This window comes from Streptomyces sp. NPDC096339, assembly GCF_044762985.1.
In the GTDB taxonomy this organism is placed as follows: Bacteria; Actinomycetota; Actinomycetes; order Streptomycetales; family Streptomycetaceae; genus Streptomyces.
Genome location: NZ_JBIWFI010000005.1, coordinates 25,298 through 43,446 on the forward strand (window position 1 = coordinate 25,298; position 18,149 = coordinate 43,446).

Genomic DNA, 18,149 nt, shown 5'->3' on the forward strand with positions numbered 1-18,149 from the left:
GCGGCGGCGAGTCATCCGGCTCGCCGCCGCACCCGTTCTCCGGCGCCTCCTCCGTACTTCGCGGCACCCCTTGGATCGGCAAGTCATACCGAACCGACCTAAAATGGCCGTGAAGGGTAGACAAGGCCCGTCCGGCGCCTACGAGGTGCCCCAGCGGGCCGTTCGGCTAGCCCAGGAGGCGGTGATGGCCGTATCCCCCGACACGGGATCGCACTACAACCACAGCGACCCCGAGGACACGCTCAAGCAGATCGGCGGCTCGTGGCACTGGGCGCTCGGCGTCGGCCTCGCGACCCTGATCCCGGGCATCCTGATCCTCGTCTGGCCCGACGAGACCCTGCACATCCTGGCCGTGATCATCGGTCTGCAGCTCCTGGTCGTGGGTGGCTTCCGGTTCGTCTCGGCCTTCACGCACAGCCGCGACGGGGGCGGCAGCAGGCTGGCGGGCGTCCTGATCGCCATGCTGGCGATCCTGGCCGGAGTCCTGGTGCTGCGGCACCCCATGCAGACGATCGGCGCGCTGTCCCTGATCGTCGGAATCTTCTGGCTCCTGACCGGAGTGCTCACGACGTACGTCGCGATCGCCGACCGTTCGCTCGTGCACCGCGGCATGACCATCGGGCTGGGCATCCTCGGCGTCGTCGCCGGCATCGTCGTGCTCTGCTTCCCGGTGGACTCCGCGGTCGCCCTGACACGGCTGCTGGGCCTGTGGCTGGTGCTGCTCGGCGTGTTCGAGGTCGTGATGGCCTTCGTCCTGCGCTCCGCGACCCGTCACCTCGTACCGCCCACGGGCACGCCCCCGCGTCCGGCCATGCCTCCGGACTGAAACGGAAAACCCACTCGTCATCGGGGTGACGTCCGCTTAGCATGACCGGCCATGCCAACAAACGAACACACAGTCGAGCAGGCCCTGGCCCGGATCACCGCGGGCTACGTCTTCCCCGACAAGGTCGCGACCATCGACGAGGCGATCCGGGCGCGGATCGCCTCCGGCGCGTACGAAGGCCTCGACGACCGTGCGCTGTGCGAAACGGTGACGGCGCACCTCCAGGAGGTCTGCCCCGACAAGCACCTGCGGCTGCTGTGGAGCGAAGAGCCCCAGTCGCTGGAGCCGGTCCACGACGACGGGGGCGAAGCCGCCTTCCTGGCCCTCCTCCGTAAGGAGAACCAGGGGATCCGCCGCGTGGAGCACCTCGAAGGGAACGTCGGCCTCATCGCGCTCGGGCGCATCGCGACCGCCGCCGAGGGCGCTAACGCGATCGGCGCGGCCATGCGGCTGGTCGCGCACAGCTCCGCGCTCATCCTGGACCTGCGGGCGTGCCTCGGCGGGTCACCGGAGGGGGCGGCGCTGTGGAACAGCCACTTCTTCCCCGACGACCAGGTGCACCTGAACGACATCTACGACCGGTGCAGCGACTCGACCCGGCAGTTCTGGACCTCCGCCCACCTGCCCGGACCGCGCTACGCGGACGGCCGCCCGGTGTACGTGCTGACGAGCGAGAACACGTTCTCCGGCGGCGAGGACGTGGCGTACACCCTCCAGGCGCACGGCCGCGCCGTGGTCGTCGGCGCGACCACCCGCGGCGGCGCCCACCCGACGGCCCGCCACCCGGTCGCCGAGCACGTCCTCGTGACGGTGCCGACGGCGCGGAGCATCAACCCGGTGACGGGCACCAACTGGGAGGGCGTGGGCGTCGTCCCCGACATCGCGGTACCGGCGGACCGGGCCCTGGAGGAAGCCCTCAAGGTCGCCTTGGAGCGCTAGCGGGGGGACCCGTGGCGCCGCCCCTCCCGCGGTCACCGCGGAGGCTCCCGGCGGACTCCGGACTCCGGCCGGCGCGCACGGCCCACCGGCCTTCGCTCGCAACGGGGTTGATAGTTTCGCGATCATGGGGAGAAACGTCTGGGGGACCAGGCTGTTGGGCGGGGGCGCGCTGCTGTTCGCAGCGCTGACCCTGTGGACGCTGTTGTTCCATGCGGGCGTATCGGTGTACCGGCCGGACGTGGTCGCGCTCGGGGCTCTGGCCCTGGCGTCGGCCGCGGGGTGGGTGTGGTCGGGCTCCCGGCCGATCCCGGTCACCCCGCCGGGGCAGGTCGAACCGGTACCGGCGCCGGCGGCCAAGCTTCCGTGGAGGAGGCCGTTCCGGGACTTCCTTCCCCTGCTGCTGGCCGTGGTGGTGGTACTGCCCGCGGTGGTCGTGGTCGCCGAGCTGATGAGCCGCCCGGACGGTGACGACCTGAAGCGGATCGCGGCGATACAGGAGGCCGGCGCCGAAGTGGCGTGGGGCACCGTCGTCAAGGTCGAGCAGGTGAAGAAGAAGGCGTACAAGGAGATGCCGGCCACCGCGGACGTCACCGTCGAGGTGCCCGTGCCCGTGCCCGGCCTCGGGGGAGGCAGCTCGGACACCACACGGCTCGAAGTGGCGAACGGGCACATCCAGACCGTCACCGGGGGTCTCAAGGGCGCATCCGTCCTGGTGCTGTACGCACCGACGGCGCCCGCACTGGGCGGCGTCGTGGACGGTCCCGGCAACGTCGAGCGGTACCTGGAGTCGCACTCTGCGTCCGCGTTCTCCCGTACGCCCACGACCACCTGGATCGGCCTCGTCATCGCAGCGGTCCTCACATTCTTCGGGTCGCTGATGTTCGTCCGGGTCCCTCCGTCCGACCCCGCCCTCCGGGCCCTCCGCTCGGACGCGGCCGCCGGGGCGGCGCTGCCCGCCGTACGGGCACGGATCACCGCGGCCCGGCGGAACGAGCACACCACGTTCGGAACGGTGGACGGCACGGTCCGGGTGCGGTCGGACCACAAGCTGCGCTTCGCGCTGGAGGACGGCTCCGAGCTGCTGATCGGCAATCCGGCCCTCGAACCGGCCGGGCTCGCCCTCCTCGCGGCGCGCATGGGCGAGCGACCGGGGTGGCTGTGCGGCGCCCGGAACTGGCGGCTGATCCGCAACGGCGAGCAGCCCGTCGCCTTCGTCACCGACGAGGGAGAGGTGGCTTTCCTGAAGATGGGCCGCGAGGATTTCGAGCGGATCCTGGAGCCGGCCACCCCGGTACAGCCCGACCCGGAGCGCCGCACCCGGCTCTCCCCCTGGCCCACCGCCGTGGTGCCCGGGGCCCACTGGCCCTGGCTCGGAGGCACGGCGCTGTCCTACGGACTCGTCGTCCTCGTACTGACGGTTCCGATGTCCCAGCTCGCCGCGGGGCTGACGACCGCACTCGCCGCTGCCGTCGCCGTGGCGTCCTGGGTCTTCCTGGTGCGCCGCCGGGCGGCCCTCTCGGACCGGACGGGCCGCTGGGAGGTCCGTGCGACCCGCGACCCGGAACTGGGCCCGGCCTGACGGCTCCCGCGAGCCGATGGCTCCGCGAACGCGCCTCAGGCCTGCCGCGGCCCCCGTACGGGCTCCAGCCGGATCTGCCGCGGAGCCGCTTCCAGGTGGGCCGAGAGGTCCGGAAGGGCCGGCGCCTTCCCCGCCGTGAACCAGAGCAGGACGTCCTCACCGGTCCGGACCGGCAGCGCCGGGAAGGTGTTCTCCGCGTGCTCGGAGCGGTGCACCGCGAGCGGCGGGGTCCCGGCGTCGGTCAGTGCGGGGTGCAGGTGCCGCCGGAAGTGGTCGGCGAAGGCGGTGGTGTCGTGGGGGTGGCAGACGGTCACGACCACCGGGCCTTCGGCGTCCCGCGCGTTCGGGGCGGCGAAGCCCGGCCCGCGCAGCAGCAGTACGTCGTCCGAGTCCACCATGGTCGCGTTGGCCCGGGTGCGGTGGGCCTGCCAGACGGGACCGCCGTAGAAGGCGTGCAGCGCCCGCTCCCGCGCCTCCATGTCGGGGAAGCCGCGCAGCCAGACGAAGCGGTCGGGGTCGTCCAGGTCCCGGAACCGGCCGCCCATGGTGATGCCCGCCGCCTCCTGCCCGGTGACGAATTCCCGCTCGAAGAGGTCGATCAGGGTGTCCCGGGCGCCCGGGTGGAGGGTGTACTGCCGGAGTTCGACGATGAGGCTCATGCCCGGAAAGCTAAGGCGTGTTCCTGACACCTCCTGTCAGGAACCGGCCGGGCCATCGGCCTCCGTACGACGGGGCGGCGGCTCCGCCGACCCGGCCGCGCCCGGGTCAGCGGAAGAGGGCCACGATTCCGTTCACCCAGACCGCGAGGAACGCGAGGACCGCCACCACGCCGCCGGCGCCCAACAGCACTCCACTGACCGACCACCCCACGGAAGGCACCTCGCACTCCTCCTCCGGGCCGTCCTGGTAGGAGTCCGGGTCGTCCCAGTCGACGGAGTGCCCCAGCGCCTCGGCGCAGGCGGTCCGCACCGCGGCCAGCTGCCCCTGCGCGAAGGCGGTGGCGGCCATCGCCTCGGGACCGCGCCAGGCAAGGGCCCTCATCCGCCACCACGGAGATCCGTACCGCGCCTCGAAGGCGGCGGTCTCGTCGACGTCGCGGTCCTCTTCGAGGTACGTCCAGCGGCCGGCCTCGGCGGCGTCGCCGTAGAGCCGGTAGACCTCGGCCAGACGGCGGCGGAGCGTCAGGTCGTACGGAAAGGACGAGACGAGACCGCGCAAACGCTGGCGCGCCATGGGGACGCGGCCGGCGGCCAGATCCGCATCGACTCGGGCAAGGGTCTCTCTCGGGGGCATGGGCACATCATCGAGCGCCGTACCGGAGTATGTCGATCCGTTTTTGCCGCTCGGGACACTCGATCCGATCACTCGCTCTCGGCACCCACGGGACGACCGTCAGCCGAACATCACGCTGTGCGGGATGGACCCGGCGAAGTCGCGCGCCTCGCCGGGCGCCATCGTGGCCAGCACCTCCTCGCAGCCGCGGTCGGAGTAGAGGGTGGCCGTGGCGTTGGTTCCGTTGAGCGCGCTGGTCGCGCCCTGGAGGAGGAGCCGGCACTCGCCGTTGGCCGGGGAGATGATGTCGAGGCCCCCGGACTCGGGCGAGATGTAGCCGAACGTACCGGTGGCTGCGCCTGCGGACCCGGGCAGGGAGACGACGAGTGCGGCGGTGGTGAGGGCGGCGGCGATGCAGTGACGGAGGCGCATCGCACCAGGGTGTCGCACCGCCACGCCGTGTTGACCGGAGAAACGATCTTCCCTCACCCGTTCGGCGGCCGATCGGGCTGATGCGCCCGATGGGGCAGCGTGGCCCACGTACGGGTCCCACCGCCGGGCTCCCGGGAGGGGCCGAGCCCCCAGTCGCCACCGTGGTCGCGCACGAGCGCCGAGAACACCCGGAGGGTGGAACGGCGCCGGGCCTCGCAGAGCGCGGCGAGGCGGGGGTGGGCGTGGCCGGGGTGCCCGTCGTAGACGATGACGCGGAGGGCGTCGTCGCGGTAGCGGACGGACAGGTACAGCTCCCCGTACGGGTCCATCCGCCAGGCGGAGCCGAGGAGTTCGGAGGCGGCCTGCACGGCGGTCGGTTCGAGGGGGTCGAGCGCGTAGGCGCGCAGTGCGGCCCGCACGGCCTGCCGGGCGATGCCCGCGGAGCGGGGTGAGGCGGGCAGGGTCATGCTGCACGAGAGCTCCGCACCGTCGAGGCCGGGCCGGGGCCCGGAGTCCGGGGCGACGGGGCAGGCAGAGGCGGAGGCGTACGGGTGCGGGTGCGGGTGCGGGTGCGGGTGCGAATACGGATTCGGGGTGAGCATCTTCGGCTCCCAAGTCGTCAGCGTTTACGGACGGATTGGCTTCGGAAGCTCGACGCGCACGAGGGCTCACGTGTGTCCGTACGCATGCGGCAACGCGGCGACCGTGGCTCGTCCCCAGGGCACGCGTGGGGGATGCACTTCGATTCGCCGTACGTGAGCGGTGCGTTACCCACTGTAGGGCAGAGCGTGGTGTCTGCACCACATAGTCCGGTGATGTCTGCACCACCAATGGACCGGGTGGGCCGATCCCGTGCACACTGCCCTCATGCCACCCAGGACGTCTCCGACGTACCGTCAAGCAAGGCTCGGGGCCGAGCTGCGCAAGATGCGCCTGCACGCAGGCATGACAGCCGAGTTCGCGGCCGGCCTGATCGGCATCGACCGGGGGAAGATCCCGAACATCGAATCGGGGGTCCGGACACTGAGCCCGGAACGCCTGCGGACACTGGCCGCCAACTACGGCTACGGAGACGAGGCTTACGTCTCCGCACTGCTGGCGATGGCGCAGCCGAGGACACGCGGCTGGTGGGACGAGTACCGGGGCAAGGTTTCGGCGGGCATGCTCGACATCGCCGAACTGGAGTGGCACGCCACCCGGTTGCACACGGTGCAGACCGTGCACATCCCCGGCCTGCTCCAGACCGAGGAGTACGCGCGCGCCATCTTCGGCGCCGTCCTGCCGGAGCTGTCCCGGCTGGAGATCGAACTCCGGGTCACCCTCCGGCAGGAGCGGCGACGCGTACTCGACCGCCCGCACCCACTGCCCTACACGGGCTACGTGCACGAAGCCGCCTTGCGCATGCACTTCGGCGGACGTCAGACGGCCCGCGCCCAGCTCGAATTCCTGAGCGAGCGGAGCACTGCCGAGAACGTGACCATCCGGGTCCTGCCCGTCTCGCAGGGCATCTTCCCCGGCGCCGGACACGCCCTGCTGTACGCCGAAGGAGTCGTGCCGCAACTCGACACGGCCCAGCTCGACTCGGCGCACGGACCGGAATTCATGCATGCCGAAGGCCAACTGTCCAAGTACCGCAGCCACCTGAGGTGGATGGAGGCGAATGCGCTCGACGCCCCGGCGTCCCGGGACTTCATCCACCGCGCCTGCAAGGAACTGTGAGGGGTCATGGCCGACATCAGCTGGGAGACGCCGTACTGCGGCGAAGGCAACAACTGCTACCGGATCGGGGTCGACGGGGACGGCAACAGCTACATCGCCATCGCCGGCCGGGAGGACACGTACCTCACCGACACCACGGACGCGCTGCGCCAACTGATCCGGGACATCAAGGCCGGCAAGGCGGACCACCTCCTGGCCGACTAGTACGCCCTACGCCCCGGCCTTCCCGCCCCGGACCGGCGGGATGCGGGCCGGACCGGCGGGATGCGGGCGCCACACGCTCCAGATCAACCGGCCCGAGCGGCGCCGGCCGGCCGCCCGCGTCCCTCGCGGGGGCGAGCAAGGCCCACACTCCCCCAGTGCCTCAGCACGGGCCGAGCTCCTCTCCCGGCACGCCACCCGGCCGCCTATCGCCATGGCGCCCGAGCAGGCGGTGGTTGGCGCGAAGGCGCTGGGCGCGCGGGTCCTCGTCCTGGTGCACGACGCGATGGGGGACGAGCCGTTCGCCCGCGCGCTCCGCCGCCACAGGTCCGGCGCCGACGCCCGGGACCTGGCCCGGGCCGACCCGGTGGCACCCCGCGTCGCCTGCTTGCCGACAGGCCGACGCTGGAGGTACGCGGACTGAGTGCGGGCCCTTGCCCACCGGGGGTGGGGGGGGAACCGGAGGCCGTCCCCGCTCCAAGGAGGCGCGGGACATTCATCTCCAGATTTTCGAGGCGAATGGCTGAATTCTCACCGACCACGGCTCCCATTCGGATCGCAGCAGGAATTCTTATGATGATATCCGTGCGACTTCGCTCTCCGCTCATTCACTCTCACGTGGACCGGAGTCATCGCGCTGTCTCACGGAACAGGGAATCCACGCATGGCATTTCAAAGGCTACGGCGGTGCCTCACTGGTCTGACTGGCTCAGCGGTGGCGTTGGGGCTGGTCCTCACCCTGCCGACCGCCGCCGGCGCGGCGTCCGGCGCCCGCCAGGAGGAGCCCGTCCTCGCCGTCACCAAGTTCCACCCCGGCCAGCCCTTCTTCCACCGGGGGGCGAACGCCGAGTACGTCATCTCCGTATCGAACACGGGCACTGCGGCAACCACCGGGACGGTCACGGTCAAGGAGATCCCGCCGGCCGGGATCACTGTCACCGGATTCTTCGCCCCTGACTGGGACTGCTCGGTCGCCACCTTGACCTGCACCATCAGCGAAGCTCTGGCACCCGGGAACAGCTACCGGGACATCCGCGTCAGGGTGACCGTGGCTGCCGACGCCCCGGCAACCGTCGTCAACAAGGCCGAGGTCTCGGGCGGCGGCAGTGCGCCCGCCTCCGCCGAGGACCGGGCGGACGTCCTGACGACGGTTCCGCCCACCGCCTCGCAGCTGTCGATCGGCAAGTCGCACAGCGGCGCATTCCCCCAGGGCGGGACGGGCACGTACACCCTCACCGTGTCCAACGCTGCCGGAGCCGGACCCACGAGCGGCGAGGTGACCGTGACGGACTCCCTGCCGACCGGAGTCACGCCGGCGAGCGTGTCCGGCACGGGCTGGACGTGCTCGATGCCTTCCGGCGCGGTGACCTGCGGGAGGAGTGACCCGTTGGCGGCGGGCGAGAGTTACGCCCCGATCACGCTGACCGTCAACGTCTCGGCGGGCGCGGCCTGCACCTTCACCAACTCGGCGACGGTCTCCGGCGGGGGCAGCAGCTCGTACACCACCACGGACTCGACGGACGTCAGCGGAGGCACCTGCGGCGGCGGAGGTGGCGGCAACGGGGGAGGCAGTCCCATCGTGTTCATCAACCTCGGCGGCATCTTCTCGATGTTCAGCAACTTCAGCTTCAACCAGAACGTCAACAGCCCGGGTGCAACGAACGCCACGAACCAGGAGCTCGGCGCGAACGCGCCCTGAGACCGCCCGGGAAATGCGCCGCCGACACATCGGTCGGCGGCGCTTTTCTGCGTCGGCCTTCAGCTGTCGATGCTGCGGGGAAGGCGATCTCGACGCGGCGGTTCCTCGGCGGTGGGGTAGTCCTCGCCGTACCACGTGAGCGGCTACGCCCGAGCCTTATCCCGCTCAGCCATCCCGGCTCTGCCTATGTCGCGGGTCGAGCTACGGCTCACCCATCGCATGCAGCGCCAACGAGTACTCGAACGGAACGCCCCAGCCCTTCACACGGGGTATGTCCACGAACTGGCCCTGCGGCTGCAGTTCGGTGGACGCAGCGCAACGCGCGAGCCATCGGAGGGCCTGCCGGCCGACTGCCCCAGCAGGCGCGAACGCGGCGGTGCCGATCAGCTCAGTGTGTACTCCAGGGCATAGGAGTGGCTTCCGTCCTCGGAGACGGTGATCTCCAAGGCGCCCGTGATCCCCGCGAGGTCACCGGAACCCGTCCCCTGGACCACGCGGATCGCGAGACGCTCGCCTCCGCTGCCGGGTGCGGTGTGCTGGAGAACGAAGGAGCCCTTGCGGCCGTCGAGCTCGCCCGTGAACCGCTCCACGGCCACATAGGCAACGGGACCGCCCTCCAAGTCGGCCACCGACAGCATGTACACCGTGCTCGTGCCGACCAGGCCACCCTGAAAGCTCTTGGTGATCCGCACCCGCCCGAGCGCGGCGCCCGTGCCTTCGTCGAGCGCCTCCGGCTCGAAGGATGTGAGGTCGAACGTTCCGCTGCTCTTCTCGCTCATTTCCGTGCCCCCGATTCGCCATCGACTGGAGAATCACCAGCCTGGCACACGGCACTGACACTCCCCGCGCTGCGCGATCGGCGCGGCTACCCCAGCTGACGCAGCCGACTGCTCGCGGCGGTACGGACACGACGGGTGCGCCCCCGTTCGGCGAGCAGTCCGAGGGCATCGGGCGAGGTCACGAGCTCTGTGGTCGAGGCCATGCGCTGGAACCAGTCGGACGCCCCGATGAGCGCGTCGGCGGCCCAGGGTTCGCCCAGCTCGACGGCCCTGAGGAGGGTCCACTCGTGCAGGCGGCGAACCAGGAAGGCGCGACCGGCGACCAATGGGGCCATGGCCTCGGCCCACGCGGCGAACCCGGGCGCGGTGAGCAGATCGGTGGCCCTCCGCTCCATGTGGAGGGCCACCGCGCTCTCCGCCATGACGGGATCCTCGTCACGCAGCACGTCCGCCACGACCCCGGCCTCGTCCGCCTCGGCGACGGCCTCCAGGGCGTGGAGGTATTCGGCGTAGCGCCGATGCTCGGGAGGCTCGTCGTCAGGGCCGTGCGTGACACCCATGCCGGCCGTCAGCTTCCGCCGACGCTGCGGGGGAAGGTGATCTCGACGCGGCGGTTCTTCTTGCGGCCTTCCTCGGTGCTGTTGTCGGCGATGGGGTAGTCCTCGCTGTAGCCGCGGACGTCGAAGACGACGCTGGGGTTGGTGACGGTCTTGGCGAGCTCGGCCTGGACGGCGTCGGCGCGCTGCTTGGAGAGCTCCTTGCCGTGTTCGTAGCTGCCCTGGTCGTCGGTGAAGCCGAAGACCCGGATGCGGGTGGCTTTCTGGGTGTTGATCTCCTGCGCGATGGCCTGGATGCGGGCGGCGGCCTGCGCGTTGAAGACGGCACTGTTCTCGGGGAAGAGGACCTCGGATTGCAGGGCCATCATGACGGTCTGGTTCGTCTCCTGACGCCGCTGCTCCCCACCGAGGTCTTCGACGACTTCGACGAGGTCGAGCACCTTGGGGGGCGCGAGTGTCCCGCCCTGCGGAAGCTTGAGTCGTGGAGAGTCCGGCTTGACTGGTACGGGCGCAGAGGCGGACGGTTCCATAGGTGGCGGCGCAGTGGGCTTGTCGTCAGCCAAGGCAGGTCCGGCACCGATGAAGTGCCCCGCGGCTATGAAGAGGGCCACAACGGCCGTGGATGCGATTGCACGATGGTGTGTTGTCATGGGGTCACCCGGAGATCTTCACTGTGGCCGCGGCAAACGTGGGCAGGCCGAACACGACCTCGGTTGTGGTGGACGGCGGCGCGGGAAACTGCGCAAAGAAGGGGACGCTCTCACCGGCGCCCACACGGGAGAGTCCGGTGGTGCACGCACACCTGCCCTCCGTGTCACGCAGCACGTAGTACCGCTTCTTGCCGACGTTGTCCACGAGGGTGGCGCCTGCGATTGATGCGGGGCTTGCGTTCTTCTCAGTCCCGTTCCACTCCGACGTACGTACGAAAGCTTCCGAGCCTGTGTTCTTGATCTGACCACTGACGGTGAGATATCCGTCCGCATCACGGTCAATCGAGGTGATTTCCAGGACTATTGAAGCTGGCCCCTTGGATGTTGCAATCACCTCAGCTGAAACCGAGGAGCCGCTCCCCTTGGGTACCGGCTTCTGCGAGGTGCTCTCCTGGCTCGCAGGCCCAGCGGACTTCTGTGGTTCCTTCGCCTTCTCATCGGCTCCGCCACAGCCACTCAGCACGAGGGCCAAGACCGCCGCAACCGCAACGGCCGCTCCCCCGCGGACCTTCACCTTGTGCTGGATGCTCATGTACGCCGTTCCTTGTCTCTAGTTAGCCGTCAGTCAGCCAGACGCACGCTGAAGAGTTTCCTCGCCAGATCGACCAAGGAACCCGGTTTCGAAGGGTTCAGCGTCACCGCCACACCACCCTTGCATCGGAAGTCGATGGACTGAGGCGGGGCTGTGCCGCCTCCTCCAGGTGAGGACGTTGGGTTGGGTGTCGGGTTGGGTGTCGGGTTGGGGGTTGAGCTTGGGTTCAACGTGCAGCGTGGCTCGATCACCGCCGTAGCCTTGGCATGTCCCTTGAGGTCCTCACTGCCGGGGATCACCGATTTGCCGACGGTGTCTTTTGTGCTCACGGAGACCCGGAATTCCGGGAGGTCCGCATCGCAGGTTGCGTCGGCATCGTTCTTGGTCGCGAAGGAGACCGCTTTCGCGCAGGCCCCATTCGCATTCAAGCGATCCCCGTTGAGGATCCGCTCCCAATCAGCCTGAGTGAGCGCCAGGAAGTCCACTCCCCTGAACGCGTTGTCCCTGCCCTCCCGGGCGGCTGCAAGCGCAGACGCGTCAGCGGCGCCCTGCGCTTTGCTGCGCGTGGCTCCGGCCATGCCAACGACAACGAAGGCGAGCGCAGCGAAGAGCAGACCCGTCACAACCATGATGTAGATGGGAAAGGCCTGCCCGCTGTCCCTCGAATCGCTCGCCCGCATCAGTGGGAGGTGATGTTCTCCAGCGCGTCCGAAATGGCATTCGCGATGTTGTCCGCGAGCCCTGTTCCCACAATCGCAGCGATGATCAGCGCGATGATCACGATGATCCCCAGGTACTCGAAGACCGTCTGACCCTCGTCCCCGCTCCGCCGCTCGTGCCGTTCGACGATCGCCTTGAGCAGCTTGGGCTTCTGCATGGTGGTCCCCTCCAGGGCCGGCGCCGTAGTCGATTCGCGGACCGTACGGCGAGTTACCTCTCGTAACCAAGGGTCCCGGGACCCAATTACGGACCCACTGCGCACTCTGTCTACCCATGACCGGACACTCCCGGACGGGCCGTTCCCAGCCACCGCGCTATCGCCTCGCTCCGCGTCGCGCTCTGGAGCTTCGCGAAGATGCGGTTGATGTGGTTCTTGACCGTCTTCTCGCTGATGAAGCAGGTGGAGGCGATCTGCTGGTTATTCATCCCGGACGCGATCAAGTCCATGATCTCTCCCTCCCGCGAACTCAGTCCGAAAACAACGGAGTTGTTCAGTCGCTCAGTAGACTGTGACACATCTCGTTGCGGATGCGAAGAGGCCCGAAGCTCCGCGAGCAACGCGCTCGCCGCCGTCGGGGTGAAGTGGGGGCGGCCGACAGGCACGTCTCTTACCGCCCGCAGCAGCTCATCAGTCGTGAACTCGCCGTGCACGAGGTAGCCGCCAGCGCCCAACAGCAGTGCCTCCCGCACGATTTCGGCCTCTTGGCTGTAAGTCAGCATCAGCACCGGAGCCAACTGCACCAGGTGCGGCAGCGCGGATATCCCGTCCACACCCGGCATCCGGACATCCAGAAGGATCACATCCGGCGCGTACCGGCGCGCAAAGCTCAACGCCTCGCGGCCGTCCGCGGCTTGAGCTATCACCTCGATGTCCTCGGCCTCGCGCAGGATGGCCGTCAGGCCTGCCCTGATGACAGGATCGTCATCAGCGATGAGGACGCTCAGTCTTGCCACGGTTCACCTGCCCCCGAGCATCGCGCCGAAGTCGACGTTCGCCCCGTACACGAACCCGCCGATCAGCAGGATCAGTGTCCCCGGCAGCATGAACATCGTGACGGCGAGCGTCGCCTTCGGGACCGCCCGGGCCGCCCTGCGCCGCGCGTTCTGGGCGTCCGTACGACGCATGTCCTCGGCGATGGCGATGAGGGTTTCGACGATCGGGGAGCCGAGTTCCTCGCCCTGCTGGAGGGCCGTCACGAACTGCGCGACCTGCTCGCTGTCATTGCGCCGCCGCAGCTCGTCGAAGGCCTGGCGGCGGCTGACGCCCATGGACATCTGCTGGAGGGTGATCCGGATCTCGTCCGACCACGGGCCCTCGTACTTGTCCGCCACGCGCTCCAGCGCCTGCCTGAAGCCGAGACCGGCACTCACCACCACCGCGAGCACGTCAAGGAAGTCCGGCAGGGTGCGCTCGATGTGGTCGCGGCGGATCCGGATCGCCGACCAGAGGCCGACCTCGATCCAGAAGAGGCCGAAGGCGACCATGAGCAGCGCCAGGACCAGCTGGCCATTGAGCAGCATGGATACGGCGCCCAGGGCGCCCAGGGCGGCATAGACCGCGCGGCGTGCCGCGTAGCGGTCGATCGTCAGGCCGGACGGGTTGCCCGCGGTGTCGATCTGGCGGCGCTTGCGGGCCACCCGCTCAGGACCCATCAGGCGCAGTATCAACGGCGCGTAGCGGATGCCCGCGCGGTCGACGATCGAGCCGACGACCGTCGTACGGGTGGCTCCGACCTCCAAGGCCAATGCCAGGTCGGTGGGGAGTTTGACGTCGGCCCGGTAGAGGCGGATGCCCTGGAAGGCCCCGAAGACCGATACCGCCACAGCCAGGGCCAGGATCAACGCGATCACGCCGGACTCCTCATACATCGATCCTGGACAGGCGGCGGATGAAGACGAAGCCGACTGCGAAGAGACCCAGTGCGATCAGCACGGCGGTCTGTCCGATGAACGACCCCGTCATGCGGTCCAGTGCGCCCGGCATCATCGCGTCCACCAGGAGGAGCGAGCCGATGCCCAGTACCGGCACCAGGTACGCCGTCGCCGTCACCTGGGACAGCTGCGTACGGATCTCGCGTCGGGTCTCCTTGCGCTGCTCCAGGGTGATCGTCAGGTTGCGCAGGCTGTCGACGATTGCTCCACCCGCACGGTTGGAGAGGACGAGGGTGGAGACGAGTACGACCAGTTCCCGCGAGGGCAGACGCTCGGCGATCTCGCCCAGGGCATCTTCGATGGAGTGGCCGACCGCGAGCCGATCTGTGACGCGCGCGAGCTCCTCGCCGGCGGGCGCCTCCAGTTCCTCGGCCGCTATCCCGAGGGCCGTACGCAGGGCCAGGCCGGCCTGGGTCGCGTTGGCCAGGATGCGGGCCAGATCGGGGAGCTGGTTGATGAAGCGTTCCGTGCGCCGTGCCCGCTGCCAGTTCAGGAAGGCGTTCGCCGCCCACAGCCCGATCAGGCCGGCCACCGGTCCGAAGAAGGGGGCGAAAAAAGACGCCGAGATCATCCATATCCCTGCAACGGCCGCCAGCATGTAGACGAAGAACTCCCCAGCGGTCAGGTCCAGGCCTGTGACCGCCAGCTTGAGTTCGATCCGGCGGCCCAGCTTCGTCTTGCGCAGCCGCCGGTCCACCCCCTGGAACCTGCGTCGCCGTCCCAGCGGCTCGGGCATCCCGCTCGCAGAGAGGCGTTCGATCAGGGCTGCGCGCTGCGCGCGGCCGGCTGCGTACGCCTGGAGGCCCAGGATCACGAACACGCAGGCCAGCAGCGTGGCGCCGAGGGTGATGAGGATGAGTGGGTTCACAGGGCGGTCCGTGTGATGTGCGGAGTGGTGAGCGGGTCGTCCGGCAGCGCGACCCCGAACGCCTGCGGGATGGGCTGGTTGTTCATGTAGAGCCGTTCCGCGATGCGTCGCGGAAGCGGGTAGTACTCGAAGTGGCCGTGTACCCGGCCGTCCGCCCCCATGGGTTGGGCTGCGAAGCGGCAGACCGTCGTGATGCGGAAGGGCTCACGGCCGTGCGATTCGAGGATGGAGATCTCGGTGATGCGGCGCGAGCCGTCGCCGAAGCGGGTGAGCTGGACGATGACGTTCACGGCGCTGTTGATCTGGTCCTGGAGCGCCTCGAAGGGGATCTCCACCTCTGACATGGAGGCGAGGGTCTGGAGACGGGTGAGGGCGTCCGACGAACTGTTCGCGTGGACGGTCGCCAGTGAACCGTCGTGGCCGGTGGACATCGCCTGGAGCATGTCGAGGGTCTCGCCGCCTCGTACCTCGCCGACGATGATGCGGTCGGGGCGCATGCGCAGTGAGTTGCGTACGAGGTCGCGGATGGTGATCTGGCCCTTGCCCTCCACGTTCGCCGGGCGGGATTCGAGCCGGATGACGTGCGCCTGCTGGAGCTGGAGCTCGGCAGAGTCCTCGATGGTGATGATGCGCTCGCCCTCCGGGATCAGGCCGGAGAGTGCGTTCAGGAGGGTGGTCTTGCCAGTGCCGGTGGCGCCGGAGACGATCACGTTCATCTTCGATGCGACGAGGCCGGAGAGCAGGAGCAGCATCTGCTCGTCGAGCGAGCCGAGGGCGATCATCTCGTGCAGGGTGAAGGCGCGCGGGAAGCGCCGGATCGTGAGGGTCGCGCCGGTCAGGGACAGCGGCGGGATGATGACGTTGACGCGCTCGCCGCTGGGCAGGCGGGCGTCGACCATCGGGTTGGCCTCGTCCACGCGGCGGTTGACCGTGGAGACGATGCGCTCGATGGTCTGCATCAGCTGCTCGTGTGAAGCGAAGCGCAGCGGGAGTTGCTCCACGCGGCCTGCGCGCTCGACGAAGATCTGGTCCGGGCCGTTGACCATGATTTCGGAGATCGAGGCGTCCTCGAGGAGCGGTTCGAGCACGCCGAGGCCGAGGGCCTCGTCGACGACGCGGCGGATCAGCTGGGCACGCTCGACGGTGGAGAGGACGGGCCCCTCGCGGCTGATGATGTGGCCGAGTACGCGTTCCAGGCGCGCCCTGCGCTCTGCGGGCGCGAGCGCGGACATCTCGGCGAGGTCGATCTCCTCCAGCAGCTTCGCCCGGTAGGAGGAGACCAGTCGGCCGTCCTCGCGGGGGCTGTGGCGGTCTTCGGGGGTGTTGACCCGGGAACGCAGGCTCATGGTTTGGGCACCTCCGGGTCGTTGGGCATGGTGACGGTCTTGACGGTGGAGCCGTTGCCCACGCCGGGCACGATGGACCTGACCGGGAGCTGGACGGTCACGGTCACCGCGTCGGCCGACCGCCCGATGTCGATCGCCGCCGCCTTCCCCAGGTTCTCCTTGATCGCAGCCCTGCCCGCCGCCGCTCCCGTGCCGGGATGGCGTGCCTCGGCGCGCGCGGCCGTGCGGGCGGCGGTCTCGGCCTGCTGGACTACGTACGCGGCCCATCCGAGCTGGATCCCGCAGAGCGCGACGAGAAGCAGGATCGGCAGGAAGCCGATGTACTCCAGGGCCACTTGGCCGCGGTCGGAGCGCCAGTTCCGCTTCCGAAATCGCTTCACGTCACTCCTTCTCCTTCGCCGCGCCGCCTTGGCCGTCGACCCAAAGGCCGGTGTTGAGTCCCGGAACGAGCACAGGGACCTTCAGCCTGACCGTGGCCTTGTAGATGTCACCGGAGCCGTCGCACACCGCCTGCATGCCCCACGCGCCGCCGATGTGGTCATCGGCCACTGCCGTGCACTCCGCGTCCCCCTTCACCGCCCCCGCCCGCGCCGCCTCGTCCGCCGCGTTCCCCGCCAGCGAGAACGCGTACCCGATCAGCACGCACTCCCACACCGCCGCCACGATCAGCAGGATGAACGGCGCCATGCCGACGAACTCGATCGCCACCTGGCCGCTATCCCTCTGGCGGGGTCTCGGCATCGGTCAGCCCTCCCGGTGTCGGCGCAGGCGGGAGACCGGGCCTGCCGGGCGGACCGCCAGTGCCGTGCCGCCCGGCCCGGCGGCCGGCCCCGGGGCGGCGGCGGCCGTGTCCGGTGACCCCAGGAGCCCCAGCTCCCCCGCCAGCCCCCACAGCGCCTGCTTCACCGTCGAGCGGTTGTCCAGGTCCTGCACCCGCCCCGCGTCCACCACCGCCTGCAGTTCCTTGAAGGCCGCCGGGACCGGGGTCCTCGTCGCCCGGGTCTTGGTGATCTTCTCGATCAGGGCGGGCTGGATCTCGGTGTGCTTGCTCCAGCGGTTGACCACCATCGCGGTGTCCTCCGCCTTCCGCACCTGGAGCCGCTCCCACATCCGGACCATCCGCTTCGCCGCCCGCACCGCGACCACGTCCGGTGTGGTGACCAGCACGGCCACGTCCGCCATCTCCACCGCGGCCGCGTTCGCGCCCGTCACCTGGGTCCCGCAGTCGATGACGACCAGTTCGTAGCGGGCCCGAAGCGCGCCCACGATGTGGCGGGCCGCCCGCTCGTCGACCTCCTCGCCGCGCTCGCCCTCCGCCGGGGCGAGGAGGAGGGCGAGCCCCGTGCGGTCCTCGTACACCGCGTCTTGGAGGACCCGGGGCGAGATGTCCTGGATCCCGGCGAGGTCGGCCACCGAGCGGCGGAACTGCACGTCCAGGTACGAGCCGACGTCACCGGCCTGGAGATCCAGGTCGACCAGTGCCGTGCGCCGCCCCGACGCGGCCGCCGCCAGGGCGAACTGGACCGCGGTGAAGGTGGTGCCCACGCCGCCCTTGGCCCCGGTGACCGTGACGACGCGCCCGCCCGGGCCGGTCGGGACGTCCGCGCCCGGGCCCCGGCCGAGGTGGCGGCGTACGCCCACCGACCACTGGGCGGCGGCCTGGACGCGGGCCGCGAGTTCCTCGTACGAGAGCGGCAGGCCGATCAGGCCGCGCGCTCCGGAGTCCATCGCCGCCGAGAAGAGCGCCGGGCCCGCGTCGGAGGAGACGAGGACGACGCCCACCGCGGGAAAGCGGAGCGCGACCTCGCGGATGAGTTCCAGGGCGGGCACCGGGCCGATGCGCTCGTGGACCAGGACCACCTCGGGGAGCTCGTCGAGGGAGTCGACGGCGAGCCGGGCCAGGGTGTCGAGGAGGGTCGTCGAGTCGGGGACCGGCGCGGCGGGTTCCGCGGACGGGAGCTGGCTGAGCAGCGTCACGATGGCGCGGGCGGCGTCCGGGTCGCCGACCGCGGGGAGGATCCGGGTGGTCATCGGCACC

25 protein-coding genes are annotated in these 18,149 nt (G+C 69.8%); 8 read left to right on the forward strand and 17 right to left on the reverse strand.

Annotated features, from left to right (window positions below; translation table 11 throughout):
• Positions 1–184: 184 nt before the first annotated feature.
• The 3 genes from ACIQ5Y_RS10185 to ACIQ5Y_RS10195 all read left to right on the forward strand — a co-directional run bounded on the left by ACIQ5Y_RS10185 (position 185) and on the right by ACIQ5Y_RS10195 (position 3,344).
• On the forward strand, positions 185–826 hold the full coding sequence (locus tag ACIQ5Y_RS10185; RefSeq protein WP_403877580.1) for an HdeD family acid-resistance protein: 642 nt from the start codon (positions 185–187) through the stop codon (positions 824–826).
• A 51-nt stretch (positions 827–877) separates the two neighbouring features.
• Positions 878–1,765, forward strand: a complete 888-nt coding sequence (locus tag ACIQ5Y_RS10190; protein ID WP_403877583.1) for a S41 family peptidase — start codon at positions 878–880, stop codon at positions 1,763–1,765.
• Positions 1,766–1,889: 124 nt separating this feature from the next.
• Positions 1,890–3,344 carry a hypothetical protein gene (locus ACIQ5Y_RS10195; protein WP_403877585.1) on the forward strand — a complete coding sequence of 485 codons (1,455 nt, stop codon included), beginning with the start codon at positions 1,890–1,892 and terminating at the stop codon, positions 3,342–3,344.
• 35 nt (positions 3,345–3,379) lie between these two features.
• On the opposite strand, the gene ACIQ5Y_RS10200 is transcribed toward ACIQ5Y_RS10195, so the two are convergent.
• The 4 genes from ACIQ5Y_RS10200 to ACIQ5Y_RS10215 form a co-directional block, all read right to left on the reverse strand.
• Positions 3,380–4,003, reverse strand: a complete 624-nt coding sequence (locus tag ACIQ5Y_RS10200) for an NIPSNAP family protein (RefSeq protein ID WP_403877588.1) — start codon at positions 4,001–4,003, stop codon at positions 3,380–3,382.
• A gap of 106 nt (positions 4,004–4,109) precedes the next feature.
• Positions 4,110–4,637, reverse strand: coding sequence for a DUF6584 family protein (locus tag ACIQ5Y_RS10205; protein WP_403877592.1), 528 nt, complete (start codon positions 4,635–4,637; stop codon positions 4,110–4,112).
• A gap of 99 nt (positions 4,638–4,736) precedes the next feature.
• Positions 4,737–5,048 (reverse strand): hypothetical protein, encoded by a 312-nt coding sequence (locus ACIQ5Y_RS10210; RefSeq protein ID WP_403877595.1) that lies wholly within the window; start codon positions 5,046–5,048, stop codon positions 4,737–4,739.
• Between the two features lie 53 nt (positions 5,049–5,101).
• Positions 5,102–5,650 (reverse strand): ATP-binding protein, encoded by a 549-nt coding sequence (locus tag ACIQ5Y_RS10215; protein ID WP_403877598.1) that lies wholly within the window; start codon positions 5,648–5,650, stop codon positions 5,102–5,104.
• 265 nt (positions 5,651–5,915) lie between these two features.
• Between ACIQ5Y_RS10215 and ACIQ5Y_RS10220 the strand changes: the two genes are divergently transcribed.
• The 5 genes from ACIQ5Y_RS10220 to ACIQ5Y_RS10240 all read left to right on the forward strand — a co-directional run bounded on the left by ACIQ5Y_RS10220 (position 5,916) and on the right by ACIQ5Y_RS10240 (position 9,078).
• Complete coding sequence (locus tag ACIQ5Y_RS10220) at positions 5,916–6,767, forward strand: helix-turn-helix domain-containing protein (protein WP_403877601.1); 852 nt, start codon at positions 5,916–5,918, stop codon at positions 6,765–6,767.
• A gap of 6 nt (positions 6,768–6,773) precedes the next feature.
• A complete protein-coding gene (locus ACIQ5Y_RS10225; RefSeq protein WP_403877604.1) occupies positions 6,774–6,971 on the forward strand; it encodes a hypothetical protein in 198 nt (65 codons plus the stop codon).
• Positions 6,972–7,182: 211 nt separating this feature from the next.
• Positions 7,183–7,392, forward strand: coding sequence for a hypothetical protein (locus ACIQ5Y_RS10230; protein ID WP_403877607.1), 210 nt, complete (start codon positions 7,183–7,185; stop codon positions 7,390–7,392).
• A gap of 291 nt (positions 7,393–7,683) precedes the next feature.
• The gene (locus tag ACIQ5Y_RS10235; RefSeq protein WP_403877610.1) at positions 7,684–8,667 is read left to right on the forward strand and encodes a hypothetical protein; all 984 of its coding nucleotides are present in this window, start codon (positions 7,684–7,686) and stop codon (positions 8,665–8,667) included.
• A gap of 135 nt (positions 8,668–8,802) precedes the next feature.
• On the forward strand, positions 8,803–9,078 hold the full coding sequence (locus tag ACIQ5Y_RS10240; RefSeq protein WP_403877613.1) for a Scr1 family TA system antitoxin-like transcriptional regulator: 276 nt from the start codon (positions 8,803–8,805) through the stop codon (positions 9,076–9,078).
• On the opposite strand, the gene ACIQ5Y_RS10245 is transcribed toward ACIQ5Y_RS10240, so the two are convergent.
• From ACIQ5Y_RS10245 to ACIQ5Y_RS10305, 13 genes are all read right to left on the reverse strand, one after another.
• On the reverse strand, positions 9,051–9,446 hold the full coding sequence (locus tag ACIQ5Y_RS10245; protein WP_403877616.1) for a DUF3224 domain-containing protein: 396 nt from the start codon (positions 9,444–9,446) through the stop codon (positions 9,051–9,053). The two genes, ACIQ5Y_RS10240 and ACIQ5Y_RS10245, sit on opposite strands and share 28 nt — an antisense overlap.
• 86 nt (positions 9,447–9,532) lie before the next feature.
• Positions 9,533–10,006: a hypothetical protein gene (locus tag ACIQ5Y_RS10250; protein ID WP_403877619.1), complete on the reverse strand. Its 474-nt coding sequence runs from the start codon at positions 10,004–10,006 to the stop codon at positions 9,533–9,535.
• A gap of 8 nt (positions 10,007–10,014) precedes the next feature.
• The gene (locus tag ACIQ5Y_RS10255; protein WP_403877622.1) at positions 10,015–10,443 is read right to left on the reverse strand and encodes an OmpA family protein; all 429 of its coding nucleotides are present in this window, start codon (positions 10,441–10,443) and stop codon (positions 10,015–10,017) included.
• Between the two features lie 214 nt (positions 10,444–10,657).
• Entirely contained in the window at positions 10,658–11,245 is a 588-nt protein-coding gene (locus tag ACIQ5Y_RS10260) for a hypothetical protein (RefSeq protein WP_403877625.1), read from the reverse strand.
• Between the two features lie 29 nt (positions 11,246–11,274).
• Positions 11,275–11,925 (reverse strand): pilus assembly protein TadG-related protein, encoded by a 651-nt coding sequence (locus ACIQ5Y_RS10265; protein WP_403877628.1) that lies wholly within the window; start codon positions 11,923–11,925, stop codon positions 11,275–11,277.
• Positions 11,925–12,122 (reverse strand): hypothetical protein, encoded by a 198-nt coding sequence (locus ACIQ5Y_RS10270; protein ID WP_403877631.1) that lies wholly within the window; start codon positions 12,120–12,122, stop codon positions 11,925–11,927. Before ACIQ5Y_RS10270 ends, ACIQ5Y_RS10265 begins: the two co-directional genes overlap by 1 nt.
• Before the next feature lie 110 nt (positions 12,123–12,232).
• Complete coding sequence (locus ACIQ5Y_RS10275) at positions 12,233–12,919, reverse strand: response regulator (RefSeq protein ID WP_403877634.1); 687 nt, start codon at positions 12,917–12,919, stop codon at positions 12,233–12,235.
• Between the two features lie 3 nt (positions 12,920–12,922).
• Complete coding sequence (locus ACIQ5Y_RS10280; RefSeq protein WP_403878179.1) at positions 12,923–13,813, reverse strand: DUF5936 domain-containing protein; 891 nt, start codon at positions 13,811–13,813, stop codon at positions 12,923–12,925.
• Between the two features lie 13 nt (positions 13,814–13,826).
• Complete coding sequence (locus ACIQ5Y_RS10285) at positions 13,827–14,765, reverse strand: type II secretion system F family protein (RefSeq protein ID WP_403877637.1); 939 nt, start codon at positions 14,763–14,765, stop codon at positions 13,827–13,829.
• On the reverse strand, positions 14,762–16,111 hold the full coding sequence (locus tag ACIQ5Y_RS10290; RefSeq protein ID WP_403877640.1) for a CpaF family protein: 1,350 nt from the start codon (positions 16,109–16,111) through the stop codon (positions 14,762–14,764). The genes ACIQ5Y_RS10285 and ACIQ5Y_RS10290 overlap by 4 nt, the downstream gene beginning before the upstream one ends.
• Positions 16,108–16,491: a TadE/TadG family type IV pilus assembly protein gene (locus ACIQ5Y_RS10295; protein WP_403877643.1), complete on the reverse strand. Its 384-nt coding sequence runs from the start codon at positions 16,489–16,491 to the stop codon at positions 16,108–16,110. The genes ACIQ5Y_RS10290 and ACIQ5Y_RS10295 overlap by 4 nt, the downstream gene beginning before the upstream one ends.
• Before the next feature lies 1 nt (position 16,492).
• Positions 16,493–16,819: a TadE/TadG family type IV pilus assembly protein gene (locus tag ACIQ5Y_RS10300; RefSeq protein ID WP_403877646.1), complete on the reverse strand. Its 327-nt coding sequence runs from the start codon at positions 16,817–16,819 to the stop codon at positions 16,493–16,495.
• A gap of 36 nt (positions 16,820–16,855) precedes the next feature.
• Entirely contained in the window at positions 16,856–18,142 is a 1,287-nt protein-coding gene (locus tag ACIQ5Y_RS10305; protein ID WP_403877649.1) for a CpaE family protein, read from the reverse strand.
• Positions 18,143–18,149 lie beyond the last annotated feature (7 nt).

Excerpts from the sequence above, each read along its gene's own strand:
- ACIQ5Y_RS10185 (WP_403877580.1), top strand. The coding sequence starts at position 185 with ATGGCCGTATCCCCCGACACGGGATCGCACTACAACCACAGCGACCCC.
- ACIQ5Y_RS10190 (WP_403877583.1), top strand. The coding sequence starts at position 878 with ATGCCAACAAACGAACACACAGTCGAGCAGGCCCTGGCCCGGATCACC.
- ACIQ5Y_RS10195 (WP_403877585.1), top strand. The coding sequence starts at position 1,890 with ATGGGGAGAAACGTCTGGGGGACCAGGCTGTTGGGCGGGGGCGCGCTG.
- ACIQ5Y_RS10200 (WP_403877588.1), bottom strand. The coding sequence starts at position 4,003 with ATGAGCCTCATCGTCGAACTCCGGCAGTACACCCTCCACCCGGGCGCC.
- ACIQ5Y_RS10205 (WP_403877592.1), bottom strand. The coding sequence starts at position 4,637 with ATGCCCCCGAGAGAGACCCTTGCCCGAGTCGATGCGGATCTGGCCGCC.
- ACIQ5Y_RS10210 (WP_403877595.1), bottom strand. The coding sequence starts at position 5,048 with ATGCGCCTCCGTCACTGCATCGCCGCCGCCCTCACCACCGCCGCACTC.
- ACIQ5Y_RS10215 (WP_403877598.1), bottom strand. The coding sequence starts at position 5,650 with ATGCTCACCCCGAATCCGTATTCGCACCCGCACCCGCACCCGCACCCG.
- ACIQ5Y_RS10220 (WP_403877601.1), top strand. The coding sequence starts at position 5,916 with ATGCCACCCAGGACGTCTCCGACGTACCGTCAAGCAAGGCTCGGGGCC.
- ACIQ5Y_RS10225 (WP_403877604.1), top strand. The coding sequence starts at position 6,774 with ATGGCCGACATCAGCTGGGAGACGCCGTACTGCGGCGAAGGCAACAAC.
- ACIQ5Y_RS10230 (WP_403877607.1), top strand. The coding sequence starts at position 7,183 with ATGGCGCCCGAGCAGGCGGTGGTTGGCGCGAAGGCGCTGGGCGCGCGG.
- ACIQ5Y_RS10245 (WP_403877616.1), bottom strand. The coding sequence starts at position 9,446 with ATGAGCGAGAAGAGCAGCGGAACGTTCGACCTCACATCCTTCGAGCCG.
- ACIQ5Y_RS10250 (WP_403877619.1), bottom strand. The coding sequence starts at position 10,006 with ATGGGTGTCACGCACGGCCCTGACGACGAGCCTCCCGAGCATCGGCGC.
- ACIQ5Y_RS10260 (WP_403877625.1), bottom strand. The coding sequence starts at position 11,245 with ATGAGCATCCAGCACAAGGTGAAGGTCCGCGGGGGAGCGGCCGTTGCG.
- ACIQ5Y_RS10265 (WP_403877628.1), bottom strand. The coding sequence starts at position 11,925 with ATGCGGGCGAGCGATTCGAGGGACAGCGGGCAGGCCTTTCCCATCTAC.
- ACIQ5Y_RS10270 (WP_403877631.1), bottom strand. The coding sequence starts at position 12,122 with ATGCAGAAGCCCAAGCTGCTCAAGGCGATCGTCGAACGGCACGAGCGG.
- ACIQ5Y_RS10290 (WP_403877640.1), bottom strand. The coding sequence starts at position 16,111 with ATGAGCCTGCGTTCCCGGGTCAACACCCCCGAAGACCGCCACAGCCCC.
- ACIQ5Y_RS10305 (WP_403877649.1), bottom strand. The coding sequence starts at position 18,142 with ATGACCACCCGGATCCTCCCCGCGGTCGGCGACCCGGACGCCGCCCGC.